Below are 5765 nucleotides of genomic sequence, written 5' to 3' on the forward strand. Positions count from 1 at the left end.
TGGGCTGTAAGAGCCTGACGATGACCTACTTTCACACGGGAACCCGCACTATCATCGGCGCAAAGTCGTTTCACTGTCCTGTTCGGGATGGGAAGGAGTGGGACCAACTTGCTATGGTCATCAGGCATAACTTGGTGCTGGGCTGTTCATGGAACAGCCTGGCGAATTCATAGAGTTTGGAATCAGATTTTGTGTCTTTTGACTGCGTCAACTTGGCATAACAATCTTTGAGCTTCTCACACTTTCGTGTGTTGGCTATCAAAGTTATAGGGTCAAGCCGCACGAGCAATTAGTATCAGTTAGCTTAACGCATTACTGCGCTTCCACACCTGACCTATCAACGTCCTGGTCTTGAACGACTCTTTAGGGGGCTCAAGGCCCCGGCAGATCTCATCTTGAAACGAGTTTCCCGCTTAGATGCTTTCAGCGGTTATCTCTTCCACACTTAGCTACTCGGCAATGCCACTGGCGTGACAACCGATACACCAGAGGTGTGTCCACTCCGGTCCTCTCGTACTAGGAGCAGGCTTCCTCAAATCTGCAGCGCCCACGGAAGATAGGGACCAAACTGTCTCACGACGTTTTAAACCCAGCTCACGTACCTCTTTAAATGGCGAACAGCCATACCCTTGGGACCGGCTACAGCCCCAGGATGAGATGAGCCGACATCGAGGTGCCAAACACCGCCGTCGATATGAACTCTTGGGCGGTATCAGCCTGTTATCCCCAGAGTACCTTTTATCCGTTGAGCGATGGCCCTTCCATACAGAACCACCGGATCACTATGTCCTGCTTTCGCATCTGCTCGACTTGTCAGTCTCGCAGTTAAGCACGCTTATGCCATTGCACTATCGTCACGATGTCCGACCGTAACTAGCGTACCTTCGAACTCCTCCGTTACGCTTTGGGAGGAGACCGCCCCAGTCAAACTGCCTACCATGCACTGTCCCCGATCCAGATAATGGACCTAGGTTAGAACCTCAAACACACCAGGGTGGTATTTCAACGTTGGCTCCATGAGATCTAGCGACCTCACTTCAAAGCCTCCCACCTATCCTACACAGATCTGTTCAAAGTCCAATACAAAGCTACAGTAAAGGTTCATGGGGTCTTTCCGTCTTTCCGCGGGGAGATTGCATCATCACAAACATTTCAACTTCGCTGAGTCTCAGGAGGAGACAGTGTGGCCATCGTTACGCCATTCGTGCAGGTCGGAACTTACCCGACAAGGAATTTCGCTACCTTAGGACCGTTATAGTTACGGCCGCCGTTTACTGGGACTTCAATCAAGAGCTTGCACCCCATCATTTAATCTTCCAGCACCGGGCAGGCGTCACACCCTATACGTCCACTTTCGTGTTTGCAGAGTGCTGTGTTTTTATTAAACAGTCGCAGCCACCGATTTTTTGCAACCCCGTTGGGCTCGCCTTGTACAGGTTCACCTACTTGGGGCATACCTTCTCCCGAAGTTACGGTATCAATTTGCCGAGTTCCTTCTCCTGAGTTCTCTCAAGCGCCTTAGAATACTCATCTCGCGCACCAGTGTCGGTTTGCGGTACGGTCGTCAATAGCTGAAGCTTAGTGGCTTTTCCTGGAAGCAGGGTATCACTCACTTCGTCTGCAAGCAGACTCGTTATCACCCCTCATCTAAGCCCGGCGGATTTGCCTACCAGGCACGACTACAGGCTTGAACCAACATATCCAACAGTTGGCTGAGCTAACCTTCTCCGTCCCCACATCGCACTATTGATCGGTACAGGAATATTGACCTGTTTCCCATCAGCTACGCATCTCTGCCTCGCCTTAGGGGCCGACTCACTCTACGCCGATGAACGTTGCGTAGAAAACCTTGCGCTTACGGCGAGGGGGCTTTTCACCCCCTTTAACGCTACTCATGTCAGCATTCGCACTTCTGATACCTCCAGCATCCGTTACCAGACACCTTCACAGGCCTACAGAACGCTCTCCTACCACTTGCAATAAATTGCAAATCCGCAGCTTCGGTAACTGGCTTAGCCCCGTTACATCTTCCGCGCAGGACGACTCGATCAGTGAGCTATTACGCTTTCTTTAAATGATGGCTGCTTCTAAGCCAACATCCTGACTGTTTTAGCCTTCCCACTTCGTTTCCCACTTAGCCAATTTTAGGGACCTTAGCTGGCGGTCTGGGTTGTTTCCCTCTTGAGTCCGGACGTTAGCACCCGGTGCTCTGTCTCCCAAGCTGTACTCGTCGGTATTCGGAGTTTGCATAGGTTTGGTAAGTCGCCATGACCCCCTAGCCTAAACAGTGCTCTACCCCCGACGGTAATACTTGAGGCACTACCTAAATAGTTTTCGGAGAGAACCAGCTATTTCCAAGTTTGTTTAGCCTTTCACCCCTATCCACAGCTCATCCGCTAGTTTTGCAACACTAGTCGGTTCGGACCTCCAGTACCTGTTACGGCACCTTCATCCTGGCCATGGATAGATCACTTGGTTTCGGGTCTACACCCAGCGACTGATTCGCCCTATTCGGACTCGATTTCTCTACGGCTTCCCTATTCGGTTAACCTTGCCACTGAATGTAAGTCGCTGACCCATTATACAAAAGGTACGCAGTCACCCTTGCGGGCTCCTACTTTTTGTAAGCATGCGGTTTCAGGATCTATTTCACTCCCCTCCCGGGGTTCTTTTCGCCTTTCCCTCACGGTACTGGTTCACTATCGGTCGATTACGAGTATTTAGCCTTGGAGGATGGTCCCCCCATATTCAGACAGGATTTCTCGTGTCCCGCCCTACTTGTCTCTACCTTAGTACCACACGTCTGTTTTCGCATACAGGGCTATCACCTGCTATGGCCGGACTTTCCATTCCGTTTTGCTAACAGTCGTGCTATCAATAGAAGGCTCTTCCGATTTCGCTCGCCACTACTTTCGGAATCTCGGTTGATGTCTTTTCCTCGAGCTACTGAGATGTTTCAGTTCACCCGGTTCGCCTCGCATGACTATGTATTCATCATGCGATACCTCTTACGAGGTGGGTTTCCCCATTCAGAAATCTCCGGATCAAAGCTTATTTGCCAGCTCCCCGAAGCTTATCGCAGGCTATCACGTCTTTCGTCGCCTGTAATCGCCAAGGCATCCACCACATGCTCTTAGTCACTTGACCCTATAACTTTGACGTTTCTTGCGAAACACCGCCGTCTAATTTTTCAAGGACTTGCCAGGTCTTTCACCTGACGCGTTATGCCGTAAACAACTTCAACCCTTTCGAGTTGTCATCGTATTACTTAAGAATTTCAAACTAGGTTTGAATATTCGTTTTGACGCAATCAAAAATTCTTGTTGCTAGCGGCACGGTCTGCACTAAACCTTTACGAATGTGCAGTTTCCGCTAGCAACTCTGATTCGACTCTATGAATTTTTAAAGAACAGCCGATTGATCAATCGATATTGATCAACAACAAAACAGCCTCGCATCATTTCTGATCCAAAGCCGCTTTGGTGTTGAGTAATCTCTACTCACTATTTGTTGTTGGTGGAGGATGACGGGATCGAACCGACGACCCCCTGCTTGCAAAGCAGGTGCTCTCCCAGCTGAGCTAATCCCCCAATCCGGTCTTCATCCCCGCAAATTTCTCTGCAGCTATCCGTCCATTGGAATTTGGTGGGTCTAGTTGGGCTCGAACCAACGACCCCTGCGTTATCAACACAGTGCTCTAACCAGCTGAGCTACAGACCCATTCCACATCCTTGCGAATGACTTCGCAAGTCAGCAGCTTGTTCCAACAACCGATAAGTGTGGGCGTTCAATATTGAATGCAGTTTTCCAGAAAGGAGGTGATCCAGCCGCACCTTCCGATACGGCTACCTTGTTACGACTTCACCCCAGTCACGAACCCTGCCGTGGTAATCGCCCTCCTTGCGGTTAGGCTAACTACTTCTGGCAGAACCCGCTCCCATGGTGTGACGGGCGGTGTGTACAAGACCCGGGAACGTATTCACCGTGACATTCTGATCCACGATTACTAGCGATTCCGACTTCACGCAGTCGAGTTGCAGACTGCGATCCGGACTACGAATGGCTTTATGGGATTGGCTCCCCCTCGCGGGTTGGCGACCCTTTGTACCATCCATTGTATGACGTGTGTAGCCCCACCTATAAGGGCCATGAGGACTTGACGTCATCCCCACCTTCCTCCGGTTTGTCACCGGCAGTCTCATTAGAGTGCCCAACTAAATGTAGCAACTAATGACAAGGGTTGCGCTCGTTGCGGGACTTAACCCAACATCTCACGACACGAGCTGACGACAGCCATGCAGCACCTGTGTTACGGTTCTCTTTCGAGCACTCCTCTATCTCTAAAGGATTCCGTACATGTCAAAGGTGGGTAAGGTTTTTCGCGTTGCATCGAATTAAACCACATCATCCACCGCTTGTGCGGGTCCCCGTCAATTCCTTTGAGTTTCAACCTTGCGGCCGTACTCCCCAGGCGGTCAACTTCACGCGTTAGCTTCGTTACTGAGTCAGTGAAGACCCAACAACCAGTTGACATCGTTTAGGGCGTGGACTACCAGGGTATCTAATCCTGTTTGCTCCCCACGCTTTCGTGCATGAGCGTCAGTACAGGTCCAGGGGATTGCCTTCGCCATCGGTGTTCCTCCGCATATCTACGCATTTCACTGCTACACGCGGAATTCCATCCCCCTCTACCGTACTCTAGCTATACAGTCACAAATGCAGTTCCCAGGTTGAGCCCGGGGATTTCACATCTGTCTTATATAACCGCCTGCGCACGCTTTACGCCCAGTAATTCCGATTAACGCTTGCACCCTACGTATTACCGCGGCTGCTGGCACGTAGTTAGCCGGTGCTTATTCTTACGGTACCGTCATGGACCCCAGGTATTAACCAGAGTCTTTTCGTTCCGTACAAAAGCAGTTTACAACCCGAAGGCCTTCATCCTGCACGCGGCATGGCTGGATCAGGCTTTCGCCCATTGTCCAAAATTCCCCACTGCTGCCTCCCGTAGGAGTCTGGGCCGTGTCTCAGTCCCAGTGTGGCTGGTCGTCCTCTCAGACCAGCTACAGATCGTCGGCTTGGTAAGCTTTTATCCCACCAACTACCTAATCTGCCATCGGCCGCTCCGTCCGCGCAAGGCCTTGCGGTCCCCTGCTTTCATCCGTAGATCGTATGCGGTATTAGCAAAGCTTTCGCTCCGTTATCCCCCACGATCGGGCACGTTCCGATGTATTACTCACCCGTTCGCCACTCGTCAGCATCCGAAGACCTGTTACCGTTCGACTTGCATGTGTAAGGCATGCCGCCAGCGTTCAATCTGAGCCAGGATCAAACTCTACAGTTCGATCTTGATTTTTTTCGCTCTTTCGAGCAACTCATAATTAAGAATTGAAGTGAACTTCACTTCTCTCTCATGAGCGTTTGTAGTGCTAAGCACTAGTTCCAAAGAACTTGGCACTCGCCATCAAACGCCCACGCTTATCGGCTGTATATTTTTAATGAACCGGATCACTCACAAAGACCGAAGTCTTTCTTTGTTTTCCCGACTTAGCTGCGATCAGCTGAGCCTTGAATTCTAGCACAGTTTTTGAAGAACTGTCAAACTTTTGAAAACTTTTTCGTTTTCATCACCCTTCAAACCCAGCGTCTTGCAACACCCTGCTCTACTCAGCGAAGCCTTGAATTATATACCGGTTTTTACACCACCTACAACTCAAAACCAAACTTTCTTCACCACCTTCTCAGCCCCTGCAGCAACAAGGCCT

Annotated in this window: 2 tRNA genes and 3 rRNA genes; all 5 read right to left on the bottom strand. The window is 50.5% G+C overall.

From position 1 onward, the window contains the following. Window positions 1-12: 12 nt before the first annotated feature. A 5S ribosomal RNA gene (gene rrf / locus ASE52_RS08145) occupies window positions 13-125 on the bottom strand. Between the two features lie 143 nt (window positions 126-268). Then, window positions 269-3147: ribosomal RNA gene (locus tag ASE52_RS08150) — 23S ribosomal RNA — on the bottom strand. 367 nt (window positions 3148-3514) lie between these two features. After that, a tRNA-Ala gene (locus ASE52_RS08155) sits at window positions 3515-3590 on the bottom strand. A gap of 53 nt (window positions 3591-3643) precedes the next feature. Next, window positions 3644-3720, bottom strand: a tRNA-Ile gene (locus ASE52_RS08160). Window positions 3721-3811: 91 nt separating this feature from the next. Next, window positions 3812-5344 (bottom strand): 16S ribosomal RNA (locus ASE52_RS08165). Together the 16S, 23S and 5S rRNA genes with 2 tRNA genes alongside form the textbook arrangement of a ribosomal RNA operon. Window positions 5345-5765 lie beyond the last annotated feature (421 nt).

The organism is Acidovorax sp. Root275, assembly GCF_001428965.1.
Lineage (GTDB): Bacteria > Pseudomonadota > Gammaproteobacteria > Burkholderiales > Burkholderiaceae_C > Acidovorax > Acidovorax radicis.